Annotated in this window: 24 protein-coding genes; 17 read left to right on the forward strand and 7 right to left on the reverse strand. The window is 66.6% G+C overall.

Annotated features, from left to right (window positions below; genetic code table 11):
- The first annotated feature begins 111 nt into the window (after nucleotides 1-111).
- The 14 genes from OKW39_RS14620 (at nucleotide 112) to pyrF (ending at nucleotide 15904) form a co-directional block, all read left to right on the forward strand.
- On the forward strand, nucleotides 112-2250 hold the full coding sequence (locus OKW39_RS14620; protein WP_429562924.1) for a ribonuclease catalytic domain-containing protein: 2139 nt from the start codon (nucleotides 112-114) through the stop codon (nucleotides 2248-2250).
- The gene (gene aroE, locus OKW39_RS14625; protein ID WP_429362939.1) at nucleotides 2247-3110 is read left to right on the forward strand and encodes a shikimate dehydrogenase; all 864 of its coding nucleotides are present in this window, start codon (nucleotides 2247-2249) and stop codon (nucleotides 3108-3110) included. Before OKW39_RS14620 ends, aroE begins: the two co-directional genes overlap by 4 nt.
- Before the next feature lie 25 nt (nucleotides 3111-3135).
- Nucleotides 3136-3870 (forward strand): monofunctional biosynthetic peptidoglycan transglycosylase, encoded by a 735-nt coding sequence (gene mtgA, locus OKW39_RS14630; protein ID WP_184058505.1) that lies wholly within the window; start codon nucleotides 3136-3138, stop codon nucleotides 3868-3870.
- A 363-nt stretch (nucleotides 3871-4233) separates the two neighbouring features.
- A complete protein-coding gene (locus tag OKW39_RS14635) occupies nucleotides 4234-5262 on the forward strand; it encodes an IclR family transcriptional regulator (RefSeq protein WP_429562925.1) in 1029 nt (342 codons plus the stop codon).
- Complete coding sequence (locus OKW39_RS14640) at nucleotides 5259-6374, forward strand: 2-dehydro-3-deoxygalactonokinase (RefSeq protein ID WP_429562926.1); 1116 nt, start codon at nucleotides 5259-5261, stop codon at nucleotides 6372-6374. The genes OKW39_RS14635 and OKW39_RS14640 overlap by 4 nt, the downstream gene beginning before the upstream one ends.
- A gap of 45 nt (nucleotides 6375-6419) precedes the next feature.
- Entirely contained in the window at nucleotides 6420-7100 is a 681-nt protein-coding gene (locus tag OKW39_RS14645) for a 2-dehydro-3-deoxy-6-phosphogalactonate aldolase (RefSeq protein ID WP_184006557.1), read from the forward strand.
- Nucleotides 7097-7879 carry an SDR family oxidoreductase gene (locus tag OKW39_RS14650; protein ID WP_429562927.1) on the forward strand — a complete coding sequence of 261 codons (783 nt, stop codon included), beginning with the start codon at nucleotides 7097-7099 and terminating at the stop codon, nucleotides 7877-7879. The genes OKW39_RS14645 and OKW39_RS14650 overlap by 4 nt, the downstream gene beginning before the upstream one ends.
- A 120-nt stretch (nucleotides 7880-7999) precedes the next feature.
- Nucleotides 8000-8998 (forward strand): arabinose ABC transporter substrate-binding protein, encoded by a 999-nt coding sequence (locus OKW39_RS14655; RefSeq protein ID WP_187609987.1) that lies wholly within the window; start codon nucleotides 8000-8002, stop codon nucleotides 8996-8998.
- 207 nt (nucleotides 8999-9205) lie between these two features.
- Complete coding sequence (araG, locus tag OKW39_RS14660) at nucleotides 9206-10762, forward strand: L-arabinose ABC transporter ATP-binding protein AraG (protein WP_090801883.1); 1557 nt, start codon at nucleotides 9206-9208, stop codon at nucleotides 10760-10762.
- Nucleotides 10763-10816: 54 nt separating this feature from the next.
- The gene (gene araH / locus OKW39_RS14665; RefSeq protein WP_090801882.1) at nucleotides 10817-11833 is read left to right on the forward strand and encodes an L-arabinose ABC transporter permease AraH; all 1017 of its coding nucleotides are present in this window, start codon (nucleotides 10817-10819) and stop codon (nucleotides 11831-11833) included.
- A gap of 51 nt (nucleotides 11834-11884) precedes the next feature.
- Nucleotides 11885-12685, forward strand: a complete 801-nt coding sequence (locus OKW39_RS14670; protein WP_090801880.1) for an SDR family NAD(P)-dependent oxidoreductase — start codon at nucleotides 11885-11887, stop codon at nucleotides 12683-12685.
- Nucleotides 12682-13623, forward strand: coding sequence for an SMP-30/gluconolactonase/LRE family protein (locus OKW39_RS14675; protein WP_429562928.1), 942 nt, complete (start codon nucleotides 12682-12684; stop codon nucleotides 13621-13623). Before OKW39_RS14670 ends, OKW39_RS14675 begins: the two co-directional genes overlap by 4 nt.
- Before the next feature lie 220 nt (nucleotides 13624-13843).
- Nucleotides 13844-14902 carry an aldose 1-epimerase gene (locus tag OKW39_RS14680; RefSeq protein ID WP_429335328.1) on the forward strand — a complete coding sequence of 353 codons (1059 nt, stop codon included), beginning with the start codon at nucleotides 13844-13846 and terminating at the stop codon, nucleotides 14900-14902.
- Between the two features lie 186 nt (nucleotides 14903-15088).
- Entirely contained in the window at nucleotides 15089-15904 is an 816-nt protein-coding gene (gene pyrF, locus OKW39_RS14685; protein WP_184058485.1) for an orotidine-5'-phosphate decarboxylase, read from the forward strand.
- Nucleotides 15905-15955: 51 nt separating this feature from the next.
- Here pyrF and OKW39_RS14690 read toward each other — a convergent pair whose 3' ends face one another.
- The 4 genes from OKW39_RS14690 to thiL all read right to left on the reverse strand — a co-directional run bounded on the left by OKW39_RS14690 (nucleotide 15956) and on the right by thiL (nucleotide 18695).
- Nucleotides 15956-16486: a cupin domain-containing protein gene (locus OKW39_RS14690; protein ID WP_184058483.1), complete on the reverse strand. Its 531-nt coding sequence runs from the start codon at nucleotides 16484-16486 to the stop codon at nucleotides 15956-15958.
- Nucleotides 16487-16518: 32 nt separating this feature from the next.
- The gene (locus OKW39_RS14695; protein ID WP_090801874.1) at nucleotides 16519-17019 is read right to left on the reverse strand and encodes a CinA family protein; all 501 of its coding nucleotides are present in this window, start codon (nucleotides 17017-17019) and stop codon (nucleotides 16519-16521) included.
- Between the two features lie 109 nt (nucleotides 17020-17128).
- Nucleotides 17129-17704 carry a phosphatidylglycerophosphatase A family protein gene (locus OKW39_RS14700; RefSeq protein ID WP_429362951.1) on the reverse strand — a complete coding sequence of 192 codons (576 nt, stop codon included), beginning with the start codon at nucleotides 17702-17704 and terminating at the stop codon, nucleotides 17129-17131.
- Nucleotides 17694-18695, reverse strand: a complete 1002-nt coding sequence (gene thiL, locus OKW39_RS14705) for a thiamine-phosphate kinase (protein ID WP_429362952.1) — start codon at nucleotides 18693-18695, stop codon at nucleotides 17694-17696. Before thiL ends, OKW39_RS14700 begins: the two co-directional genes overlap by 11 nt.
- Nucleotides 18696-18873: 178 nt before the next feature.
- Here thiL and OKW39_RS14710 point away from each other — a divergent pair, with 178 nt between their 5' ends.
- From OKW39_RS14710 to OKW39_RS14720, 3 genes are all read left to right on the forward strand, one after another.
- Nucleotides 18874-21213: an NADP-dependent malic enzyme gene (locus OKW39_RS14710; RefSeq protein ID WP_429562929.1), complete on the forward strand. Its 2340-nt coding sequence runs from the start codon at nucleotides 18874-18876 to the stop codon at nucleotides 21211-21213.
- Between the two features lie 420 nt (nucleotides 21214-21633).
- Nucleotides 21634-22047 carry a ribonuclease gene (locus tag OKW39_RS14715; RefSeq protein ID WP_429335323.1) on the forward strand — a complete coding sequence of 138 codons (414 nt, stop codon included), beginning with the start codon at nucleotides 21634-21636 and terminating at the stop codon, nucleotides 22045-22047.
- Nucleotides 22048-22063: 16 nt separating this feature from the next.
- Nucleotides 22064-22624 (forward strand): barstar family protein, encoded by a 561-nt coding sequence (locus OKW39_RS14720; RefSeq protein ID WP_090805466.1) that lies wholly within the window; start codon nucleotides 22064-22066, stop codon nucleotides 22622-22624.
- A 129-nt stretch (nucleotides 22625-22753) separates the two neighbouring features.
- Here the strand turns inward: OKW39_RS14720 and OKW39_RS14725 are convergent, their stop codons facing one another.
- The 3 genes from OKW39_RS14725 to speE form a co-directional block, all read right to left on the reverse strand.
- Entirely contained in the window at nucleotides 22754-23494 is a 741-nt protein-coding gene (locus OKW39_RS14725; protein ID WP_429335322.1) for a 16S rRNA (uracil(1498)-N(3))-methyltransferase, read from the reverse strand.
- 19 nt (nucleotides 23495-23513) lie between these two features.
- Complete coding sequence (locus tag OKW39_RS14730; protein WP_090801864.1) at nucleotides 23514-23927, reverse strand: VOC family protein; 414 nt, start codon at nucleotides 23925-23927, stop codon at nucleotides 23514-23516.
- 104 nt (nucleotides 23928-24031) lie between these two features.
- Entirely contained in the window at nucleotides 24032-24934 is a 903-nt protein-coding gene (gene speE, locus OKW39_RS14735) for a polyamine aminopropyltransferase (RefSeq protein WP_429562930.1), read from the reverse strand.
- Between the last annotated feature and the right edge of the window lie 175 nt (nucleotides 24935-25109).

Below are 25109 nucleotides of genomic sequence, written 5' to 3' on the forward strand. Positions count from 1 at the left end.
GCGCGCCGCGGATTCACTATCACGAACAGGTTGCCGTGCCGCGCATGCAGTGATCGATCGCCACAGGGCGTCGGGCGCGACGGCAGACGCAAGTCAGAACGAGAGTATTGAGTGAACGTCTTCTTCGAGGAATCGGGCAGTTTCAAGGCCGGCAGCGTGCTGTCGCGCCAGGGCGACGCGTTTCAGGTCGAGTTGCCGGGCGGGCGGCGCGCGAAGGTGCGCGCGAAGGATGTGCTGATCGAGTTCGAGAAGCCCACCGCGGCCGAACTGATGCAGCAGGCCGACGCGTTGGCGCAAGAGATCGATCTGGACTTCCTGTGGGAATGCGCGCCGGACGATGAATTCCCGTTCGCGACGCTGGGCGCCGAGTACTTCGGCGCGAGCTTCGGCGCGATCGAGCGCGCGGCGCTGGTGCTGCGCATGCACGGCTCGCCGGTGTACTTCCGCCGCAAGGGCCGCGGCATGTACCAGCGCGCGCCGCAAGAGCAACTGAAGATGGCGCTCGCGGGCCTCGAGCGCAAGCGTCAGCAGGCGCTCGTGCAGGCGCAGTACGAGGAAGAGCTGAAGGCAGGCCGTCTGCCTGAAGCGTTCGCGGGCGGCAAGGGGCTCGCGCTCCTGACGAAGCCCGACAAGAACACGATCGAGTACAAGGCGCTCGAGGGCGCCGCGGCCGCGCGCGGCATCTCGCAGGCGCGGCTGATGCTCGAATGCGGCGCGATCGCGTCGCCGCGCGCGCTGCACGAAGCGAAGTTCCTGTCCGAGTTCTTCCCGCACGGCACCGGCTTCCCGTCCGTCGCGGCCGCGAACGTGCCCGACGATCTGCCGCAGGCGGACGTCGAGGCGTTCTCGATCGACGACATCACCACGACCGAAATCGACGACGCGTTCTCGGTCGAGCATCTGGCCGACGGCCGTGTGCGCATCGGCGTGCACATCGCCGCGCCGGCGCTCGGCATCCAGCGTGGCGACGACGTCGATGCGATTGCGCGCGCGCGTCTGTCGACGGTCTACATGCCCGGCGACAAGATCACGATGCTGCCCGACAGCGTCGTCGACACCTTCACGCTTGCCGAGGGTGGGTATCGGCCGGCGCTGTCGCTGTACGTGATCGTCAATCGCGAGACGCAGGAGATCGTCGCGAGCGAAACGCGCGCCGAGCGCGTGTTCGTGAAGAACAATCTGCGCCACAACACGCTCGACGAAATCGTCACCGAGAAGGCGCTCGCCGAGGGCACCGGCGAGTATCCACACAAGGACGATATCGCCGTGCTGTGGCCGTTCGCGCAAGCGCTGTTCGAAAAGCGCCAGACCGCGCGCGCCGGCTACGGCCTGCGCCGCGAAGTGCAGCGCAATACCGACTTCAATTTCTACGTCGACGGCGAGCACGTCACGATTACGCCGCGTCGGCGCGGCTCGCCGCTCGACACGATCGTCGCCGAGCTGGCGATTCTCGCGAACTCGTCGTGGGGCGGGTTCCTGCACGATCACGGCGTGCCGGGCATCTATCGCACGCAGCGCGCGTTCGGCGTGCCGAGCGGCCCGAAGCGCACGCGCATGCAGACCAACGCCGCGCCGCACGAAGGGCTCGGCGTCACGCAGTACGCGTGGAGCACGTCGCCGCTGCGCCGCTACGTCGACCTCGTGAATCAGTGGCAGCTGATCGCGTGCGTGCAGCATGGCGTGACCGCCAAGCTCGCCGCGCCGTTCAAGCCGAAGGACGCCGATCTGTTCGCGGTCGTGCAAGGCTTCGACGACACCTACACCGCGTACGCCGACTATCAGCGTCGCATGGAGTACTTCTGGTGTTTGCGCTGGCTCACGCAGGAAAACCGCAAGCAGGTGGTCGCGTCGGTCGTGAAGGGCGACCTCGTGCGTCTCGAGGAAATTCCGCTGCTGCTGCACGTGCCGGGCCTCGGCGTGCATGCGCGCGGCACGCGTTTGCAGATGGAAGTCATGTCGATCGATGAACTGACGATCGAAGCGTCGGTGCGTCTGTTGCACGTGCTCGATGCACCGACCGTGACGAGCGGCGCCGAAGCCGAAGAAGGCGAGGACGAGAGCGAGGAAGAGTTGCTCGACGCATCCGACGACAGCGCCGAAAGCGAAGCCGAAGCTGAAGCGGAAGCCGAAGCCGACGGCGGCAATCCCAACGACAATCCCAGCGCAGACGAATCCGCGGCGGCCGGCGACGGCAACGACGCCGCGAACAACGCCGACAACGACCAACACATCACGGAGCCGGGACGATGAGCGGCAACCCAACGCGCGAGCGCTACGCGGTCATCGGCAACCCCGTCGGGCATAGCAAGTCGCCGTTCATCCACGGCCGCTTCGCCGCGCAAACCGGCGAGCCGGTCGAGTACGGTCATCTGCTCGCGCCGCTCGACGCGTTCGTGCCGCACGTGCGCGCGTTCATCGAAGCGGGCGGACGCGGCCTGAACGTGACGGTGCCGTTCAAGCTCGACGCGCATGCATTCGCGAATACGCTGTCGCCGCGCGCGGCGGCGGCGGGTGCGGTCAACACGCTGCGGGTCGACGCCGACGGCATCTACGGCGACAACACGGACGGCGTCGGCCTCGTGCGCGACATCGAGGTGAATCTCGGCGTGTCGCTGAAGGGCGCGCGCATCCTGCTGCTCGGCGCGGGCGGGGCCGCGCGCGGTGTCGTGCTGCCGATGCTCGAGCGCGCACCGCATACGCTGACGATCGTCAATCGCACGGCGCAGAAGGCCGAGGCGCTGGTCGACCAGTTCGCGCAGGCTGCCAGCGGCGCGCACTGCCGTCTGACCGGCGGCAGCGCGCGCGCGATCGAAGCGGGCCGGTACGACGTGATCGTCAACGCGACCGCGGGCAGCCTCGATGCGTCGCTGCCCGAGTGCGACGATTGCGCGTTCGGCAACGGCACGCTCGCCTATGACATGATGTACGGCGCGCATCCGACCATCTTCATGCAGCACGCGGCGAAACTCGGCGCGCGCGGCGCCGACGGACTCGGCATGCTGGTCGAGCAGGCCGCCGAATCGTTCCATGTGTGGCGCGGCGTGCGTCCGGACAGTGCGCCGGTGCTCGCCGAATTGCGCGCGCTGCTGACGGCGCCGTCGCCCGCGTAACGTCGGCGCGCGGATAGCACGCACCATGACAGCGACGCGGCGCGCCAGCGGTTCACGCGGCCAGTCCGGCCCGCTGCGCTGGCTCGCCTGGTTGACCGCGGTCGTGGCCATCGCCTGGCTCGCGACGCAGGCGTACTACTTCGCGCAGATCGCAATCTGGAACGTCGTCAATCCGCGTTCGACCGCGTTCATGCGCTCGGACGCATGGCGTCTGTCGCAGGACCGGCCGGATCTGTCGGTGCAGCGAACGTGGGTGCCGTACGAGCAGATTTCGCGCAACCTGAAGCGCGCGATCATCGCGTCCGAAGACGCGAACTTCGTCAACAACAAAGGCTACGAAACCGACGCGATCCTGCAGGCGTGGGAGCGCAACAAGGCGCAAGGCCGGATCGTGCGCGGCGGCTCGACGATCTCGCAGCAGCTTGCGCGCAACCTGTTTCTGTCGCGCGAGAAAAGCTATATTCGCAAAGGCCAGGAGCTGATCATCACGTGGATGCTCGAAACGCTGATGGACAAGCAGCGCATCTTCGAGATCTATCTGAACTCGGTCGAATGGGGCAGCGGCGTGTACGGCGCCGAGGCGGCCGCGCAGTACTACTTCAAGACCTCGGCGAGCAAGCTCACGGCCGCGCAGTCGGCGCGGCTCGCGGTGATGCTGCCACGCCCCAGGTATTTCGATGAACACAGGAATTCGGCGTATCTCACGCAACGCGCGCGCGTGATTGCGCGGCGGATGGGCGCGGCCGAATTGCCGGATTGAAAGAGCCCTCGATCCCGTTGTCCTGCTTCGAAGCCCGCCTCGCGCGGGCTTTTTTGCGTCAGCAGACCGCGACCGTGACAGCTCGCTAAACACTCGATCGCCCACTAAAATCTCACTATATGGACTCAACATTCACATATTGGTGATTCTCAAAAGTCGCCCTACAATCCAAGCCGACATGCATCGCGAGTCGGCGCCCCAGCGCGCCGAAACAGCGAACAGCGACAGAAAAAAACCGGAGACGAGACCGACCATGTCTGGCAGCCAACCACAGCAGCCGCGCGAGCGCGGCGCCGCACCCGTTTCCGCCCTGTTCTCCGGCCCCGCGCGCTAAGCGCAGAAACCATCCGAAGGCGAATCGCCATGAACAAAGCGATGCCCACTCCCGCCGCCAGCGCGACCGAGGCCGCGCAGGGCTCGAACGGCGGGCCGAACAGCGCCGCGAATCCGGCGCTGAATTCCGCGCCGCGCGAGGCTTCAGCCGTCACCGCCAATGTCGCCGCCAGTGCGTCCGCTACCGCGAGGGCGTCGCGCCCGGTGGCGCGCGCGGCGACCGTCGACGATCTCGGGCTGCCGGTCACGCTGCTGGAAATCACACCGCAGCAGGCCGGCACGCAGACACTGTTGCGCGGCCTCGCGATTCTCGAGGCGGCCGCGGCCGGTGTGCGCGATCTGCGCAGCTTCGGCGCCGCGCTCGGCACGACCCGCAGCACCACACACCGGCTCGTCAGCAGCCTCGTGCAGGCGCGCTATCTGCGCCAGGTGCAGGGCGGCTATCTGCTCGGGCCGAAGCTGATCGAGCTCGGCACGATCGCGCTCGAACAGATGCCGCTGACGGCCGTCGCGCGTGCGCACCTCGAGTCGCTGGCCGAGCAGACGCGCGACACGATCCACCTCGGCGTGCGCGACGGCGACGACGTGCTGTACATCGACAAGATCCCCGGCACGCGCGGCCTCGAAATGCGCTCGCGCGTCGGCCATCGGATGCCGCTCGCGTCGACCGGCATCGGCAAGGCGATGATGCTCGACCTCGCGCCGGACGCATGGCAGTCGCTGTTCGACGCGTCGCGCCGCGCGCTCGCAGGCGTCAGCTTCAAGCCGGACAACCGCCCCGATGCGCCGACCTTCCTGCAGCGCATGACGAACTACGCGGCCGGCGGCTACACGTTCGATCTCGAAGAGAACGAAGCGGCGATCCGTTGCGTCGCGGCGCCGGTGCGCGATGCGTCGGGCGCGATCGTCGCGGCGTTGTCGGTGGCCAGCACGATTCCCTATATGCCGCTCGAACGGATGGACGAACTGATTCCGGTCGTGCAGCGCGAGGCGCGCGCGATTTCGGAAGAACTCGGTTGGCGCGCACCGCGACCGGCCACGCGCAGGATCAAGCGATGAAACAAGCGGGCACCGCCACGCCGGCGAACCACCGGGCGTCCGCCGCGCCCACCTCGGGCGTGAAGCCCGACGCGACCGCCGCCGCCGATACCGCCGCCGTCGATTTCACGCACGCCGCGCTGATCGCGCTCGACTGGGGCACGACGTCGCTGCGCGCCTATCTGTTCGACGCGCACGGTCGCGTGCTGGCGACGCGCGCATCGACGGCCGGCATCATGAATCTGCCGCGTAGCGCGGCCGAGGGCGGCTTCGACGCCGCGTTCGACGACGCCTGCGGCGCATGGCTCGACCATGCGCGCGGCGTGCCGGTGATCGCGGCGGGGATGGTCGGCAGCGCGCAGGGCTGGCTCGAAGCGCCGTATGTCGAGACACCCGCGAACGCCGATGCGTTGGTGGCCGGTATCGTCCGCGTGCAGACCGCGCGCGGCGCGACGCTGCATATCGTGCCGGGCGTGCTGCAACGCGGTGAATTGCCGAACGTGATGCGCGGCGAGGAGACGCAAATTTTCGGCGCGCTCAGCGCGGAGGCGGACGGCGTGCACGACGCGAACTCGGTCGACAGCAACGCCCGCTCGCTGATCGGCCTGCCCGGCACGCACGCGAAATGGGCGGTCGTGCAGGCGGAGCGCATCGAGCGTTTTCATACGTTCATGACCGGCGAGGTGTTCGCCGCGCTGCGCGAGCACACGATTCTCGGCCGCACGATGGTCACGCCGGATCGCCCGGATACCGAAGCATTTCTGCGCGGCGTGAACATCGCGCGCGAGCAGGGCCAGGCAGGCGTGCTCGCGACCGTGTTCAGCACGCGCACGCTCGGCTTGACCGGCGCGCTGTCGAGCGAGGCACAGCCGGACTATCTGTCGGGCCTGCTGATCGGGCACGAACTCGCCGGCCTCGAAGCGGTCCTCGCGCAGCAAGGCAGCTCGCTCGCGCAGCAGAGTCTGCGGCTGATCGGCAACGAAGCGCTGTGCGAGCGCTACCGCCTCGCGCTCGCGCAATTCGGCTGTCTGCGCGCGGAGCCGGTCAGGCATGCAACCGAACGCGGCCTGTGGCGCGTCGCCGTCGAAGCGGGGCTGGTCCGGCCGCCCGCCCAGGCGGCGCGCGCAGGCTGACCGGCGGCAGAGCCCTTTACGACGCTCACGAAACAAGGAACCGACATGCAACCACACATCAATCTTCCCGCACCGTACATGCCGCACGCGGGTCTGATCGCCGCGTTCGAAGCCTGTCCGCTGATCGCGATCCTGCGCGGCGTCACGCCCGCCGACGCGGCCGATCACGGTCAGGCCCTGTACGAAGCCGGTTTTCGCATCGTCGAAGTACCGCTCAATTCGCCGCAGCCGTTCGACAGCATCTCGGCGATCCGCAAGGTGCTGCCGGCCGACGCGATCGTCGGCGCGGGCACGGTGCTGCATCCGCTGTTCGTGGACGATGTGAAGGCCGCAGGCGGCGAACTCATCGTGATGCCGCACAGCGATCCGGAAGTCGTGATCGCCGCGAAGGCGCGGGGCCTCGCCTGCGCGCCCGGCGTCGCGACGCCGACCGAGGCGTTCGTCGCGCTGAAGAACGGCGCGGACGTGCTGAAGATGTTCCCCGCCGAGCAGCTCGGCTGCCAGGTCGTCAAGGCATGGCGCGCGGTGATCGCCGCGCAGGTGCCGCTCGTGCCGGTCGGCGGCGTCACGCCGGACAACATGGGGCCGTTCCTGAGCGCCGGCGCGAACGGTTTCGGCCTCGGCTCCGCGCTGTACAAGCCGGGCCAGAGCGCGGCGGTGACCGCGTCGCATGCGAAGGCGTTCATCAACGGTCTGCGGATCGCCCGCGCGGGCGTGAAGAAATGAACCGGCTCGCCGGCAAAGCCGCTCTCGTGACGGGCGCTGGACGAGGCATAGGCGCGGCGATCGCGCTGGCGTTCGCGCGCGAGGGCGCGGCGGTCGTGCTGGCGGAACTCGACTTCGACACGGCGCAGCGCACGGCCGCGCAGATCGAGGCAGACGTTGGCGCCGGCGCGCGCGTGCTCGCGGTGCAGACCGACGTGACGCAATCCGCGTCGGTGCGGCACGCGGTCAGCGAAGGCGAACGCGCGTTCGGCGCGCTCGACATCCTCGTCAACAACGCGGGCATCAACGTGTTCTGCGATCCGCTGACGATGACCGACGCCGACTGGCGGCGCTGCTTCGCGGTCGATCTCGACGGCGTGTGGAACGGCTGTCGCGCGGTGCTGCCGGGCATGGTCGAGCGTGGCGCGGGCAGCATCGTGAACATCGCGTCGACGCACGCGTTCAAGATCATTCCGGGCTGCTTTCCGTACCCGGTCGCGAAGCACGGCGTGATTGGCCTCACGCGCGCGCTCGGCATCGAGTACGCGCCGCGCAACGTGCGCGTGAACGCGATCGCGCCGGGCTACATCGAAACGCAGCTGACGCACGACTGGTGGAACGAGCAGTCCGATCCGGCCGCCGCGCAGCAGGCGACACTCGATCTGCAGCCGATGAAGCGCATCGGCCGTCCGGCGGAGGTGGCGATGACCGCAGTGTTCCTCGCGTCGGACGAGGCGCCGTTCATCAACGCGAGCTGCATTACCGTCGATGGCGGACGCTCGGCGCTGTATCACGACTGAATTTGCGTCGCCAAAAGACGCACAGAACACCGGACGACGCGCTGGCCGCGTGTGTCAGACCGGTACAAGAAGACGCGGCCGATTACCTTCTCGTTATCAATTAGTCAGGAGACACGCATTATGAAACGCAGAATTTTCCTCACGCTGGCAGCGGCGGCGGCGGGTGTGCTCTTCAACGCACCGGTCGTACAGGCCGCCGATTCGGTCAAGATCGGCTTCCTCGTGAAGCAGCCGGAAGAGCCGTGGTTCCAGGACGAATGGAAGTTCGCCGAGATCGCCGCCAAGCAGAAGGGCTTCACGCTCGTGAAGATCGGCGCGCCGTCGGGCGAGAAGGTGATGAGCGCGATCGATAACCTCGCCGCGCAGAAGGCACAGGGCTTCGTGATCTGCACGCCCGACGTCAAGCTCGGGCCGGGCATCGTCGCGAAGGCGAAGGCCGACGGCCTGAAGATGATGACGGTCGACGACCGCCTCGTCGACGGCGCGGGCAAGCCGATCGAAGCGGTGCCGCACATGGGCATCTCGGCGTATAACATCGGCAAGCAGGTCGGCGACGGCATCGCGGCTGAAATCAAGAAGCGCGGCTGGGACATGAAGGACGTCGGCGCGATCGACGTGACCTACGAGCAGTTGCCGACCGCGCATGACCGCACCACCGGCGCGACCGACGCGCTGGTCGCCGCGGGCTTCCCGAAAGCGAACATCGTCACCGCGCCGCAGGCGAAGACCGACACGGAAAACGCGTTCAACGCCGCCAACATCGCGCTGACGAAGAACCCGCAGTTCAAGCACTGGGTCGCTTACGCGCTGAACGACGAAGGCGTGCTCGGCGCGGTGCGCGCGGCGGAAGGCCGTGGCTTCAAGGCCGACAACATGATCGGCATCGGCATCGGCGGTTCGGAGTCCGCGATGAACGAGTTCAAGAAGCCGCAGCCGACGGGCTTCTACGGCACCGTGATCATCAGCCCGAAGCGCCACGGCGAGGAAACCTCGGAACTGATGTACGCGTGGATCACGCAGGGCAAGGAACCGCCGCTGCTGACGCTGACGACCGGCATGCTGGCGACACGCGACAACGTCGGCGAAGTGCGCGAGAAGATGGGCCTCGCGTCGAAGTAGTCGCAAGACTGGCGGTGGTATGAAGTACACCGCCGGCGCGTCGCTTTCCCTGCCTGGCGCAGGGGACCGCACGCCGGCGGCGAGAGAAGATCTGCGGTAGACAGACGGACCGTCCGCGATACGCGTACGGTAAACATGAGGCAGCAATATCTTGCATGGGACCAGAGTAAGCGCTAAAGCGCTAACTCCGGTCGACAAGGAGGCGAAGTGTCAGCGACGCTACGTTTTGACAATATCGGCAAGGTTTTTCCAGGCGTGCGTGCGCTCGACGGCGTGTCCTTCGACGTCAACGTCGGCCAGGTGCACGGCCTGATGGGCGAAAACGGCGCCGGGAAATCGACGCTGCTGAAAATTCTCGGCGGCGAGTATCAGCCCGATTCGGGCCGCATGATGATCGACGGTAACGAGGTGCGCTTTCCGAGCGCGGCCGCGTCGATCGGTGCCGGCATCGCGGTGATTCACCAGGAACTGCAGTACGTGCCCGACCTCACGGTCGCGGAGAATCTGCTGCTCGGCCAGCTGCCCAATGCGCTCGGCTGGGTCAACAAGCGCGAGGCGAAGCGCTTCGTGCGCGAGCGGCTCGAAGCGATGGGCGTCGCGCTCGATCCGAACGCGAAGCTGCGCAAGCTGTCGATCGCGCAGCGGCAGATGGTCGAAATCTGCAAGGCGCTGATGCGCAACGCGCGCGTGATCGCGCTCGACGAGCCGACCAGCTCGCTGTCGCATCGCGAGACCGAGGTGCTGTTCAAGCTGGTGCGCGATTTGCGCGCCGACAACCGCGCGATGATCTACATCTCGCACCGCATGGACGAGATCTACGAGCTGTGCGACGCGTGCACGATCTTCCGCGACGGCCGCAAGGTCGCGTCGCATCCGACGCTAGAAGGCGTGTCGCGCGACACGATCGTCAGTGAGATGGTCGGGCGCGAAATTTCGGACATCTATAGCTATTCGGCGCGGCCGCTCGGCGAAGTGCGTTTCGCGGCGAAGGCGATCGAAGGTCATCCGCTCGCGCAGCCGGCGAGCTTCGAGGTGCGGCGCGGCGAGATCGTCGGCTTCTTCGGACTCGTCGGCGCGGGCCGCAGCGAGCTGATGCATCTGGTGTACGGCGCCGAGCATCGCAAGGGCGGCGAACTCATACTCGACGGCAAGCCGATCAAGGTGCGCAGCGCGGGCGAGGCCATTAAGCACGGCATCGTGCTGTGCCCCGAGGATCGCAAGGAAGAGGGCATCGTCGCGATGGCGAGCGTCGCGGAGAACATCAACATCAGCTGCCGCCGTCACTATCTGCGCGCGGGCGTGTTTCTCGATCGCAAGAAGGAGGCGCAGACGGCCGACCGTTTCATCAAGCTGCTGAAGATCAAGACGCCGCATCGGCGGCAGAAGATCCGCTTCCTGTCGGGCGGCAACCAGCAGAAGGCGATTCTGTCGCGCTGGCTCGCCGAGCCCGATCTGAAAGTCGTGATTCTCGACGAACCGACACGCGGCATCGACGTCGGCGCGAAACACGAGATCTATAACGTGATCTATCAGCTCGCGGAGCGCGGCTGCGCGATCGTGATGATTTCGTCGGAATTGCCGGAAGTGCTCGGCGTGTCCGACCGGATCATCGTGATGCGCCAGGGCCGCATTTCCGGCGAGCTCGCGCGCAAGGACGCGACCGAACAGTCGGTGCTGAGCCTCGCGCTGCCGCAAAGCTCGACCGCGCTGCCTGAAAACGCGAACGCCAACGCCGCCAACCAGAGCGCGTCGCGCGCGGCCTGAACCTTATCCGGACGCGAGTCCGCAACCCGTGGGGAACGGGGAGGAGTATTGAACATGCAAGCCAGAGAAAACCTCGCGCAGCAGACCGCCAAGAGCGCGGCCGACGCGCTGATTCCGCAGACCGGCGACAAGGCCAAATGGTGGCAGCAGATCACCGAATACAGCCTGATCGTGATCTTCATCCTGATGTTCGTCACGATGTCGCTGACCGTCGATCATTTCTTCTCGATCGAGAACATGCTCGGCCTCGCGCTGTCGATCTCGCAGATCGGCATGGTCGCGTGCACGATGATGTTCTGCCTCGCGTCGCGCGACTTCGACCTGTCGGTCGGCTCGACCGTCGCGTTCGCCGGCGTGCTGTGCGCGATGGTGCTCAACGCGACCAACAGCACGGTTATCGCGATCATCGCGGCGGTCGCGGCGGGTGCGATGATCGGCTTCGTCAACGGCGCGGTGATCGCGTACCTGCGCATCAACGCGCTGATCACGACGCTCGCGACGATGGAAATCGTCCGCGGCCTCGGCTTCATCGTGTCGCATGGGCAGGCGGTCGGCGTGTCGTCGGATACGTTCATCGCGCTCGGCGGCCTGACGTTCTTCGGCGTGTCGCTGCCGATCTGGGTCACGCTGATCTGCTTCATCGTGTTCGGCGTGATGCTTAACCAGACCGTGTACGGCCGCAATACGCTGGCGATCGGCGGTAATCCGGAAGCGTCGCGGCTCGCCGGTATCAACGTGGAGCGCACGCGCGTCTACATCTTTCTGATCCAGGGCGCCGTCACCGCGCTTGCCGGCGTGATTCTCGCGTCGCGTATCACGTCGGGTCAGCCGAACGCCGCCGAAGGCTTCGAGCTGAACGTGATCTCCGCGTGCGTGCTCGGTGGCGTGTCGCTGTTGGGCGGCCGCGCGACGATTTCCGGCGTCGTGATCGGCGTGCTGATCATGGGTACGGTCGAGAACGTGATGAACCTGCTGAACATCGACGCGTTCTATCAGTACCTGGTGCGCGGCGCGATCCTGCTCGCGGCCGTGTTGCTCGACCAGTTGAAGAACCGCGGCTCGCGCGATTGAGTCGCTTTCACCCCATCCCAAGCACATCCAAGCTCATAAAGGAATCGAACGATGTCGTCTCCGGCCAATGCAAACGCCAGCCTCGCTGACACCGCGTACGCGCGCTATCCGAGCCTCGTCGACCGTACGGTGCTGATCACGGGCGGCGCGACCGGCATCGGCGCATCGTTCGTCGAGCACTTCGCGGCGCAGGGCGCTCGCGTCGCGTTCTTCGATATCGACGCGAGCGCGGGCGAAGCGCTCGCCGACCAGCTCGGCGATTCGAAGCACAAGCCGCTGTTTCTGGCCTGCGATCTGACCGACGTCGACGCGCTGCAAAAAGCGATCGCCGACGTGAAGGCCGCGCTGGGTCCGATCCAGGTGCTCATCAACAACGCTGCGAACGACAAGCGCCATCAGATCGGCGACGTGACGCGCGAGTCGTTCGACGCGGGCATCGCCGTGAACATCCGCCATCAGTTCTTCGCGGCGCAGGCCGTGATGGAGGACATGAAGGCCGCGCGTAGCGGCTCGATCATCAACCTCGGCTCGATCAGCTGGATGCTGAAGAACGGCGGCTATCCGGTGTACGTGATGTCGAAGTCGGCGGTGCAGGGTTTGACGCGCGGGCTCGCGCGCGACCTCGGCCACTTCAATATCCGCGTCAACACGCTGGTGCCGGGCTGGGTGATGACAGACAAGCAGCTGCGCCTGTGGCTCGACGACAACGGCCGCCGCCAGATCAAGGAAGGCCAGTGCATCGACGCCGAGCTGATGCCGGCCGACCTCGCGCGCATGGCGCTGTTCCTCGCCGCCGACGACAGCCGCATGATCACCGCGCAGGACATCGTCGTCGACGGAGGCTGGGCGTGAGCGCCAGCCCGCGCGTGCAGCGGGCCACGCTGCTGCTCGACGCGCAATGCGAGCTCGGCGAAGGCGCGACCTGGTGCGCGAGGAGCGGCCGCTTCTACTGGACCGACATCGAAGGCGCGCGGCTGTGGCGCTACGATCCGGCCGACGGCCGCAGCGATTCGTTCGACATGCCCGAGCGGCTCGCCACCTTCGCACTGTGCGAAAACCCGCGCTACGTGCTGCTCGGGCTCGCATCGCACCTCGCGTTTTTCGATCTGCGGACAGGCAGCACACAGCGCATCGTCGACGTCGAGCCCGGCATGAATACACGGGTCAACGACGGCCGCTGCGATCGGCAAGGGCGTTTCGTGTTCGGCACCAAGGACGAAAGCGGGCAACGGCAGACGGTCGCCGGCTTTTATCGGTTGAATCACGATCTGTCGCTCGAACGTTTACCGTTGCCAGCGCCGGCGATTTCGAACAGCATCGCATTCAGTCCCGACGGCGCGACGATGTACTACTGCGATTCGCCGACGCGTGAAATCCGCGCGTGCGACTATCGCGCGGACGGCGGCATCGCGAACGATCGCCTGTTCACTCGCCTGACCGATGCGAACGGCATCCCCGACGGCTCGACCGTCGACAGCGACGGCGGCCTGTGGAACGCGCAATGGGGCGGCGCGCGCGTGGTGCGTTACGGCCCCGATGGCGTGGAAACCGAGCGCATCGACGTGCCCACCACGCAGCCGAGCTGCGTCGCGATCGGCGGTGCCGCGCTCGGCCAGGCCACGGGCAGCGCCCAGGGCGAGACGGCGCTCGACACGCTGTACATCACGAGCGCCTACGCCGAGCTCGATGCGACGGCGCGCGCGGCCGACACGCTCGCGGGCGACCTGTTCGTCGCGACGCTCGCGCGGCGCGGTGTTGCGGAGCCGCTGTTCCAGGGCGCGCCTATCTAGCGCAGAATGACGCAGCCCCGGCCGCACGCCGGGGCCGCGATCCTGAAGGTGAAGCAGAAGTCGATGTGGCAGTTTCGGTCCGCGAGCAATACGCCCGCGACCGGCCGGCAACGAATCGGCAACATGCAGTTCGGACTCGAGGCGAATTGGTCACAAAAAGTCGCCCGCCACTCCCGTCAACCCTGACGGCAACGTCCCACGCCTCTCGATGGAGCCAGATATGACTGTTGCGAATCTCGTTTCAGCCTCATCCCCAACCTCTCAAACGCGACGCTCGCGACTCGCCGCGGCCGCCAATCCCGTGCTGGCGGGCCCGAGCACGTCGGCGGTGGCCCTCGGCGAAGGCAGCGCCGGCGATGTCGCGTGCATCACGCTCGCCAACTCGCAATTGCGTCTCGATGTCGCGCCGACGCTCGGCGGCGGTGTGACCCGCTTCGACTGGCGCGACGACGGCGCGCTGACGCCGATCTTCCGGCGCTGCAGTCACGTCGGTGGCGATACGCAACCGAACCAACTGGCCTGCTATCCGCTCTTGCCGTACTCGAACCGCATCGGCGGCGGCCATTTCAGCGTGGCCGGGCGGCGCGTCGAGGTGCCGCGCAACCGCGCCGACGAGCCGCTGCCGATTCACGGCGACGGCTGGCTCGCGCAATGGCAGGTGCTCGACGCGGGCCGCGAGCACGTGCGTCTCGCGCTCGACCGCAGCGACGGCAAGCCGTACGCGTTCCGCGCGACACAAACCTATACGCTGGACGGCCCAACGCTGGTCGTCTCGCTCGACATCGAAAACGCTGGCCGCGAGACGCTGCCGTTCGGGCTCGGCGTGCATCCGTTCTTCGTGCGCGACGCGGACACCGAGCTGTCGGCGGCGGCCGGCGGCCTGTGGCTCTCGGGCGACGACTGGCTGCCGGTGCGCCACGTGCCGGCGCCCCCCGCGTGGCAGTTCGGCGTCGCGTATCCGCTGCCGGAGACGATCGTCAATCACGCGTTCACCGGCTGGAGCGGCCAGGCGGCAGTGGTGTGGCCGAAGCGCCGTCTGTCGCTGAACATCGCCGCCGACACCGACTATTACGTGCTGTACACGCCGCCCGGCGAAGACTTCTTCTGCTTCGAACCGGTCGATCATCCGATCAATGCAATGAACCTGGCGGGCGGCGCGAGCGAAAACGGCATGACGCTGCTCAAGCGCGGCGAGCGGTTGACGCGCACGTTCCGCTTCACGGTCGAGCGGACTGGACTGCGCTCGATGCCGGGCGGGCGTGGCGCGCGGCGCAGGTAGTAGTCGCAGCCGTAGCCGCAGTCGTAGCCGCCGGGCCGCCGGCCGGACGAACGTCCGAACGGGCGGCCTGGCGCTGCTATCGCCTATGAGGCGCGGGCCGCGCGGTGACCGCCATCGACGGACGGCGTTCGTGGGACAGGTAAAATACGCGCCTCCTCCGATTACCGGCTCGCCGCGAGACTCACCATGTCCAATTTCATCCAGACACTCAACGACGCCTGGCAGCGCACGAATTCGCTGCTGTGCGTTGGCCTCGATCCCGAGCCCAGCAAATTCCCGGGTGCGCTCGCGGGCCGCGCCGACGCGATCTTCGAGTTCTGCCGCACGATCGTCGATGCAACCGCGCCGTACGCGTCGTCGTTCAAGCCGCAGATCGCCTACTTCGCCGCGCATCGCGCAGAAGAGCAGCTCGAGCAGCTGATCGCCCACATTCACGCGAACCATCCGGGCCTGCCGGTGATTCTCGACGCCAAGCGCGGCGATATCGGCAGCACGGCCGAGCAATACGCACGCGAGGCCTTCGAGCGCTACCAGGCCGACGCGGTGACGGTCAATCCGTACATGGGTTTCGATTCCATCGAGCCGTATCTCGAGCACGCAGGCAAGGGCGTGATCGTGCTGTGTCGCACGTCGAACGCGGGTGGCTCGGATCTGCAGTTTCTCGAGACAAGCGGTCGGCCGTTGTATCAGGTCGTCGCGCAACTGGCCGCGCAGAAGTGGAATGCGAGCGGCCAGCTTGGGCTCGTGGTCGGCGCGACGTTTCCGAAGGAAATCGAAGTGGTGCGGGGGATCGTCGGCGACATGCCGCTGCTGATTCCGGGCATCGGCGCGCAAGGCGGCGACGTGCAGGCCACCGTGAGCGCCGGACGCACCGCGAACGGCACCGGCATGCTGATCAACTCTTCGCGCGCGATCATCTACGCGGGCAAGGGCGACGATTTCGTGCAAGCGGCCGCGCAGGCCGCGAAGGACACCCGCGACCGGATCAACGCGTTTCGTTGAACCGGCGGGCGATCTCGCGGCGGGCGATCCCGCGGCGGCCGGCGCGGCGCGTCAGCGCGCCGGTGCGAGCCGCCCGATCAACCCCGCATGCCGCGGATGCCGCGCCTTCAGCGCATCCACCTCCGCGAGTTCGAACTCGCTGAATTCGAAACCCGGCGCGACCGTGCAGCCGACCAGCGCGAACGATGCCGGATCGGCGCACTCGGCCGCGAACCACAAGCCGGCCGGCACGACGGCTTGACAGACCGTATCGGGATGCGTGAGCGGATTGCCGAGCCGGTGCGTGACGAGCGCACCGCCGGCATCGCTTTCATCGAGCACGTGGACCAGCAGCGGCTCGCCGGCATAGAAATGCCAGACTTCATCGGAACGGATCCGATGCCACGCCGAATGCGCGCCGTCGCACAGCAAGTAATGGATCGCAGTCGACGCCGCACGGGCGTTCCCAACCTCGCTCGGCTCGCCGGCGCGCAGCACACGCGCGGCCGAGCGGTAGGTCTCCGCAAAAAAGCCGCCTTCAGGATGGGGCTTCAGATCGAAGCGGCGGATCAGTTCGTCTGCGATCGCGCGCGAATCCGGCATTGTCCGCCTCCTCAGTGATAGTTAGCCGCCGCTCAATGCTCGCGTTCGTCGAGTAGCGCCAGCAGGCCGCGCAGCGCGTGCGCCGCGGCCTGCACGCGGATCTGGTCGCGGTCGCCCTTGAAAATCTTCGTTTCCACCGACGTGTGCAGCCGGTTGCTCCAACCGAACGACACCATGCCGACCGGCTTGGTTTCCGTGCCGCCGCCGGGGCCGGCGACGCCGGTGATCGACAGCGACACCTGCGCTCGGCTGTTGCGCAGCGCGCCTTCGGCCATCGCTCGTGCGACCGGCTCGCTGACCGCGCCGTGCTTTTCGATCAGGTCGGCCGGCACGCCGATCATTTCGCTTTTCGCCTGGTTCGAATACGTGACGAAGCCGCGTTCGAACCAGCCGCTGCTGCCGGAGATGTCGGTGATCGCGGTCGCGACCATGCCGCCCGTGCAGGACTCGGCGGTCACGAGCATCAGGCGCTCGTCGCGCAGACGGTTGCTCACGCGGATCGCAAGCTGGTGAACGACGGAATCGGTAGGCATGGCGTCAGTCAATCCGGAAAACGAAGCCGGCCGGGCGGCGCGGCGAACGGCAGGGGCCTGGCGGCGACCAAAAGAGTCGAACGGTACTCGAACGGTGAACAGGCAGCGCTCAAACCGACATCCGCCACAGCGCAATCACCAGCAACGTAAAAAATGCGGCGATCAGGTCATCGAACATGATGCCAAAGCCACCTTTCAGCCGGCGGTCGAAGTAGCCGATCGGCGGCGGCTTCACCATGTCGAAGAAGCGGAAGATCAGGAACGCGCACACCTGGCCGGTGAGCGTGGCAGGCGTGACCATCAGCAGCACGAGCCAGATCGCGACGATTTCGTCCCACACGACCGCCGACGGATCCTCGACGCCGAGCCGCTTCGCGGTAAAGCCGCACAACGCGATGCCGCCGAGAAAGCCGACGCCGATCAGCACGCCCCATTCAATAACTGTCAGATAACGACTCAGCACCGCGAACGAGGCCCACCCGAGCAGCGTGCCGATCGTGCCCGGTGCGACGGGCGACAGCCCGCTGCCGAAGCCGAGCGACAGAAGGTGGACTGGATGCGACAGCATGAAGCGCGCGGTCGCGCGGCGCGGCTGAGCAGGCTTCGGCTCGCGCGGTCCAGGCGGCTGGGGCGGCTCGCCGCCGAGGAAGTCGTCGGCGGGGCCGAGCGGGGGGTCATTCTGCATGAAAGTGATCGAAACCTTGCAAGGTCAGAGTGAGCGGCGCGCCGCTGGCGTTGCGCCACGCGATGGCCGGGCGGTCGGTGGCCGCCTCCAGTGCGCTTATTGTACCGATGCGGGTGACCGGCACGGCGGCCTTCTGCGCGGCGGCCTCGACCGCGGCGCGCGCGGCGGCGGGCGCGGTGAAGCACAGCTCGTAGTCGTCGCCGCCGGCGAGCGTGCAGCGCTGCTGGACGTCGGGCGGCAGGCGGCGTAGCGCGGCCGAGCGCGGCACCGCATCGACGTCGACGCTCGCGCCCACCGACGAGCGTTCGAGGATGTGCCGCAGATCGCCGGCGAGTCCGTCCGACAGGTCGAGCGCCGCGTGTGCGATGCCGCGCAGCGCGAGGCCGAGCGCGATGCGCGGCTCGGGGCGTTCGAGCGCCCGGCGGAACGTCGCGGCGTCATTCGGGGTGGCGGACCATTCGCCGCGCTGCGCGCCGAGGCCGGCGCGCGCATCGCCGAGAGTGCCGGAGATCCAGATGTCGTCGCCGGGTTGCGCGGCATCGCGGCGCAAGGCTGTTCGTGGCGGCACGCTGCCGAATACCGTAATGCACAGATTGAGCGGCCCGCCCGTCGTATCGCCGCCGATCAGCTCGCAACCGTAGCGCTCGGCGAGCGCGAACAGGCCTTCGCTGAAACCGGAAAGCCAGGCTTCGTCGGCTTTCGGCAGCGAGAAGGCCAGCGTGAACGCCCGCGGCTGCGCGCCCATTGCGGCGAGGTCAGACAGATTGACGGCAAGCGCCTTGTGACCGAGCGCTTCGGGATCGATATCGGCGAAGAAATGACGGCCTTCGACCAGCATGTCCGTCGATATCGCCAGCATTTCGCCGGCAGGCGGCGCCAGCAACGCGCAATCGTCGCCGATGCCGAGCGTGCCGCCTTCGGCATTGGCGGGCCGCCCGGCGGCGGCGCGGCGGGCAAAGAAACGATCGATCAGCGAAAACTCGGAAAGCATGATGGCGGACGGTGAGCGGAGAACGATTGGAGAAATGGCGCGGATCAGGGCGATTGAGCATGATGCCCCGTCGCAAGCGCCGGACCATCCGGACAACGGGCAACGCGCGCTTTCACGCTGTTTCAGTCGCGGCTGTTGTACCCGTATTGAAGGAATTGCGTAGGCAATTGGGGCTACAATGCCGTCGAACGTCTATTCTAATCCGCCCTCCGAAGCCCGCCTTATGTCGAATTCCGTCAATACCAAACTCCGCGAAGCAGCTCTCGATTACCACGAGTTCCCGACTCCCGGCAAAATCGCGATCGCCCCGACCAAGCAGATGATCAACCAGCGCGACCTCGCGCTGGCGTATTCGCCTGGCGTCGCGTTCGCGTGCGAGGAAATCGTCGAAAGCCCGCTGAACGCCGCGCGCTTCACCGCGCGCAGCAACCTCGTTGGCGTCGTCACGAACGGGACCGCGGTGCTGGGCCTCGGCAACATCGGGCCGCTCGCGTCGAAGCCGGTCATGGAAGGCAAGGCCGTCCTGTTCAAGAAGTTCGCCGGCATCGACGTGTTCGATATCGAGATCAACGAGAACGATCCGCACAAGCTGGTCGAGGTGATCGCCGCGCTCGAACCGACCTTCGGCGGCATCAACCTCGAAGACATCAAGGCGCCGGACTGCTTCATCGTCGAACGCGAATGCCGCAAGCGCATGAAGATTCCGGTCTTCCACGACGACCAGCACGGCACCGCGATCGTCGTCGCGGCGGCGGTCACCAACGGCCTGAAGGTCGTCGGCAAGGACATCAAGGAAGTCAAGCTGGTCGCGTCGGGCGCGGGCGCGGCGGCGCTCGCGTGTCTGGACCTGCTGGTCGACATCGGCCTGTCGCTCGAAAACATCACCGTGACCGACCTCGCGGGCGTCGTGTACAAGGGCCGCACCGAACTGATGGACCCGGACAAGGAGCGTTTCGCGCGTGAAACCGACGCGCGCTCGCTTGCCGAGGTGATCGAAGGCGCGGACGTGTTCCTCGGGTTGTCGGCTGGCGGCGTGCTCAAGCAGGACATGGTCAAGCAGATGGCCGCCAGGCCGCTGATCCTCGCGCTTGCGAACCCGACGCCGGAAATCCTGCCGGAACTCGCGCTCGAAGTGCGTCCGGACGCGGTGCTGTGCACGGGCCGCACCGACTACCCGAACCAGGTCAACAACGTGCTCGTGTTCCCGTTTCTGTTCCGCGGCGCGCTCGACGCCGGCGCGACGACGGTCACGCGCGAAATGGAAATCGCCGCCGTCAACGCGATCGCCGAGCTGGCGCGCCAGGAGCAGAGCGACATCGTCGCGACCGCGTACGGCATCCAGGACCTATCGTTCGGACCGGAATACCTGATTCCGAAACCCTTCGATCCGCGTCTGATCGTGAAGGTCGCGCCCGCGGTGGCGAAGGCCGCGATGGAATGCGGCGTCGCCGAGCGTCCAATCGAGGACATGGACGCATACGCGCAGCATCTGCAACAGTTCGTTTATCACAGCGGCACGACGATGAAGCCGATCTTCCAGCTCGCGCGCAGCATCGAGCCGGAGAAGAAGCGCATCGTGTTCGCGGAAGGCGAAGAAGAGCGCGTGCTGCGCGCGATGCAGATCATCGTCGACGAAAAGCTCGCAAAGCCGATCCTGATCGGCCGGCCGGCCGTGATCGAGCAGCGGATCGCGCGTTATGGCCTGCGGCTCGTCGCGGGGCAGGACTACACGGTCGTCAACACCGATCATGACGAACGTTACCGCGAGTTCTGGCAGGAATACGCGAAGATGATGTCGCGCAAGGGCATCACCACGCAGATGGCCAAGCTCGAGATGCGCCGCCGCACCACGCTGATTGGCTCGATGATGGTCAACAAGGGCGAGGCGGACGGCATGATCTGCGGCACGGTCAGCACCACACACCGCCACCTGCACTTCATCGATCAGGTGATCGGCAAGAAGCCCGGCGCGAAAGTCTATGCGGCGATGAACGCGCTGGTCCTGCCGAATCGGCAGATTTTCCTCGTCGATACGCACGTGAACGTCGATCCGACACCGGCCGAGCTGGCTGAGATCACGATCATGGCAGCCGAGGAAGTGCGCCGTTTCGGCATCGAGCCGAAGGTTGCACTCGTGTCGCACTCGAACTTCGGTTCGAGCAATGCGCCGACGGCGCAGAAGATGCGCGATACGCTCGAGATCCTGCGCGAACGCGTGCCGGAGCTGCAAGTTGACGGCGAAATGCACGGCGACGTCGCGCTCGACGCCAACCTGCGCCGTGAGGTATTGCCCGATTCGACGCTCGAAGGCGACGCGAACCTGCTGGTGCTGCCGAACATCGACGCGGCCAATATCTCGTACAACCTGCTGAAGACGGCGGCCGGCAACAACATTGCGATTGGCCCAATTCTGCTCGGCGCGGCCAAGCCGGTGCACGTGCTGACGCCGTCGGCGACGGTGCGCCGGATCGTCAACATGACGGCGCTGCTGGTCGCGGACGTCAGCGCAACCCGCTAACTGCGCATCGTGATCGGGCCGCGACGGGCCCGGCGCCGGTTTTCCAACCGGTGTACCTGAAAAAAAAGGCGTGCCCGCAATGGGCACGCCCTCAGGGCAAGCAGGGGATCGCCACCCCGAAAAATGGCAATGACACGGCCTTTCGGCTCAGTGGTTACAGGCTCTAACAACCGCAATCGAGCGCTTCGGCCAGCGGCCGCTTGCACCGCCCGCACTGCATTCGATCACGGTTGAGCTCAGTTTAGCCTGATTGAGCTAAACATTTTGTCAAAAGTCGTCAAAGTCCGCGCCACCGGCTTTTCCGCGGGGTGAGGCGGGGTGCCATCGGCCGTCGAACGTTGATTCCAAAGGCTATTAGCGATACCCTTACGACTTTCATGGTCGTCAAACTCGTGATCTGACAGCGGGGAAACCGGATACATGGCACGCAACTGGTTGCGCATGAAAGGCGTGCTGATCGGTGCCGCCGCACTCTGCGCGTTGTCCAGTTCCGCGCCCGACGCGCTGGCGCGAGATTACTCGGCGCCAACTGGGGTGGAAGCGCAGGTGGGCACCATCGCGCTGGCGCAATTGCCGCGCGAGGCGGTCGATACGTTGAACCTCATTGCCGCCGGCGGGCCTTACCCGTATCAGAAGGACGGCATCGTATTCGGCAACTACGAACGGGTGCTGCCCGCCCACCGGCGCGGCTATTACCATGAATACACCGTCCCCACGCCTCACGCGCGTAATCGCGGGGCGCGCCGCATCGTCTGCGGAGGTCCGCTACAGCGGACCGACAATTGTTATTACTCGGACGACCATTACACCAGTTTTAACCATATTGTTGAATGACATTGGGATGAACGGCATGAGCGACAACATCTACGCGCACGATTCCGGAGTCGCGACGGATCTTTTCGCGGCCGGCGACGGCAATTTGTTCCAACGCGTCATGAAGATGCGCGCCGACCAGCAGGGTCGCGACAATCAAAGCGAGGCTGCCACGGTGGTTTCATCGAACGAGGAGCCCATGAGCCTTTTCAGGACGGTGCGGCCGAACATCGTGCAGTCGATCCGCGCGTTCCGCGTGCAGGATCTCGCCGACGAGGCCAACCTGCTCGGCCAGCACTTTCTGTATGCGTACTGCGCGAACGCCGCCTCGAAGCAGGAAGTGCTCGAGACGATCGCGACGTCGTTCCTGTTTCCCAAGCATTTCGGCAAGAACTACGACGCGCTCTACGACTGCCTGACCGACCTCGTGCACAAGGCCGGCGCGCAGCCCGGCTTCGTGATCGTGCTCGAACACCTGCCGATCGCGCAGAAATTCGACAAGGAAGGGCGCGAGACGCTGCTCGACGTGTTCCGTGAAGCGGCCGAATTCTGGGCCGAGCGCAAGGTCGCGTTCCGGGTGTTCTACTCGTTCGCTTGAGGTTCGCCGGATTTTCGCCTGTTCAGGCGTAGCTGCTTGAGTCTGACAGTCAACGTCGCGGTATAAACGGCAAAGGCCCGCTAATTGGCGGGCCTTTGCTTTTGTCGCGCTGCTTGGGCAAGCTCCCGCTCACCAGCCGCCCCAGCGCGCCGCGAGCCCCGCCAACACTGCGATTCCGGCGGTCTCTGTGCGCAGCACACGCGGTCCCAAGCCAATCGCGGTAAAGCCCTGTTCGCCGGCGGCGGCTTCCTCGTCGGCGCAAAGGCCGCCTTCGGGGCCGATCAGCAGCGTCACGCCACCAGGCGGCGGCGCGTCAGGCAGCGCCGCAAAGCCGATGCTCGCGCGCGGCGATAACAGCAGGCGCAGCTCGTCAGGCGCCGGCTCGCGCGACAGCGTATCGAGCCACGCGCCAATCTCGCACACCGGCATCACGTCCGGAACCCGATTACGTCCGCACTGTTCGCACGACGCCCGCACCACACCCTGCCAGTGCTGCCGCCGCCGCTGCGCGCGCTCGCCGGTAAGCCGCACGACGCTGCGCGCGGTCGCGAGCGGCACGAAGCCCGAGGCGCCGAGTTCGACCGCCTTCTCGATCAGCCAGTCCATCTTGTCGCCGCCGGCGATGCCTTGGGCGAGCGTCAGCCGATACGGCGGCTCGACCTCGATCGCGCGAAATTCGCCGATTTTCACGCGAGCCGCACGACGCTCGACCTCGACGAGTTCGGCGCCGTATTCGCCGCCCTGGCCGTTGAACAACGCCAGGGAATCGCCTGGCTGCAGACGCAGCACGGCCACGTGGCGCACGACGTCGTCGGGCAGTGCGATCACGTCGTCGGCGTAAAGCGGGATATCAACAAAAAAACGGGGCATCGACGGGAGACTCTTGAATTCAGGACAGGTGGCGGGCGAGTGCCCAGCGATAGCCGTCGATATCCTCGACCTGCGCGAAGCGGTCGCCCCAGAACTGGTCCTGTGGCTCGCTCAGCGACTTCGCGCCGGCCGCGAGCGCGCGAGCATACACGGCGTCGACGTCCTCGACATAGACATAGAACGATTGCGGCGCGATCGTGCCCGCGCTTTTCGGCGTCTTCGCGGTCGAGCCGAACGCGCCTTCAGGCGCGAACATCACGATCAGCTGGCCTTGATAGGTCATCTCGACATGCATGACGACGCCGTCGTCCTGCACGCTGTCGCGCACGTCGAAACCGAACGCCGCCGAGAAGAATGCCGTCGACGCGCGCGCGTCGCGCACCGTCAGATAGGGGGTGAGCCAAGGCACACCGGCGGGGTGGGGGGCGGTCATGGAGTTCTCCGGATCTCGTGAGGCGGCGAGGCCACGGTTGCGGGTTTCGGTCGGGCGCGGCACGCCGGCATCACACGAACCGATTCGCGCAAGGTGTCCGCGCTTCAAAAGGACGACTTCGTCAACGGGCTCAGTTTATCGCGCGCCGATCGCGCCGCCGAGAATAGCCCCGCGTGCAGGGCTGGTTCGTAATGACGCAGCGAATCGATGCCGCGCGCGGCGAGACGCTCGGTGAGCGTGTCGGCGGTGAGCACGGCGGGGTCGAGCGTGTCGCTGGCGATCGCCATCAGCCATAGCGAGCCGTAGAGCGGCACGAAGGTGCCCAGCGTGCGCACCTGTGCGAACGCGGCGTGCAGATCGCCGAGCAGCGCGGCGATGCGCGGCGCGTGGTGGTACGGCGAGCCGAGATGGAGCGACAGCAACGCATCAGCACGTAGCACGCGCTTCAACTGCGCGTAGAAGCTCGGCGTGTACAGGCCGGCCGCGGGCGAATCGGGTGGCGTCAGGTCGAATACGACGAGGTCGAACTGCGCGGCCGCGACGTTCGTTGCACCCTGCGTCGCGCGGGCCGCCGCCGCGACGTAGTCCGCCGCATCGCCGATCACCAGCTCGACGCGCGGATCGTCGAACGCACCGCCATGCACCTGCGGCAAATGTCCGCGCGTGAGCCGCACGACCTCGGGATCGAGCTCCGCGACGACGATCCGCTCGATGCCCGGATGCCTGAGCAATTGCCTCGCGGCCCCGCCATCGCCGCCGCCGAGCACCAGCGCCGCGCGCGGCGCCGGATGCGCGAGCGCGGCCGGATGCACCATGCATTCGTGGTAGATGAACTCGTCGCCTGCGGACGTCATCGGACGGCCGTCGAGCGTGAACAGCGCGCCGAGCTGCGGCGTGTCCCAGATCTCGATCGTCTGATAACGGGATTCGACACGCTCGACGAGGCGCGCGTGAGGAAAGCCGTAGACGGCGTCGGGACAAGGCTGGAACAATAGCGGGGCGTTCACGGCGGACGGGCTCGATCGGTAGTGCGGACACACAGCTGCTCGAATTGTAAATGCCGCCGCCTGGCGGTGCGCGTTGAACCACGCGGCCAGGCGGCTTTCCGGCCGGATAGGGGGTAGCCTTCTGCTAGAATGTGACGCTTTCAGCCTTGTCCGCTTGCTCTGCCCGTTTCGCGTC

It is taken from the genome of Paraburkholderia sp. MM6662-R1 (assembly GCF_050436245.1).
Lineage (GTDB): Bacteria > Pseudomonadota > Gammaproteobacteria > Burkholderiales > Burkholderiaceae > Paraburkholderia > Paraburkholderia tuberum.